Source organism: Paraburkholderia sp. SIMBA_027, from assembly GCF_046535315.1.
Classification (GTDB): Bacteria; Pseudomonadota; Gammaproteobacteria; order Burkholderiales; family Burkholderiaceae; genus Paraburkholderia; species Paraburkholderia tropica.
In genome coordinates this window covers 1-257 of sequence record NZ_JAWRWY010001018.1, presented here as the reverse complement: position 1 = coordinate 257, position 257 = coordinate 1, and the positions used below count along the sequence as shown (strand labels likewise).

The 257-nt window shown below is 54.9% G+C and carries 1 protein-coding gene; it reads right to left on the bottom strand.

What is annotated here, in order from left to right; all coding sequences use genetic code 11:
• On the bottom strand, positions 1 to 257 hold a 257-nt coding region (locus tag SB764_RS42185), incomplete at both ends, for a LysR substrate-binding domain-containing protein (protein WP_410867062.1).

Below are 257 nucleotides of genomic sequence, written 5' to 3'. Positions count from 1 at the left end.
ATCATTGACTGGCAAAGCGATTTTGGCAAAAAACCAATGCCAACGCCCGCCAGATGGGCGGCGATTTTCGTTTCCATATCGGGAACAATAATCTCTTTTTGCCCTGGCAATCGCCAGGCGACGCGTTTGGTTAAGGTGCGGGCGCTGTCTTCAATATTGACCGCCGGAAAGCGCCGCAACTGCGCTTCTGTTAGCGGCTCTTCAACGTTCGCCAGCGGATGATCCGCCGCCATGACAAAGCGCCATTGCACCGATCC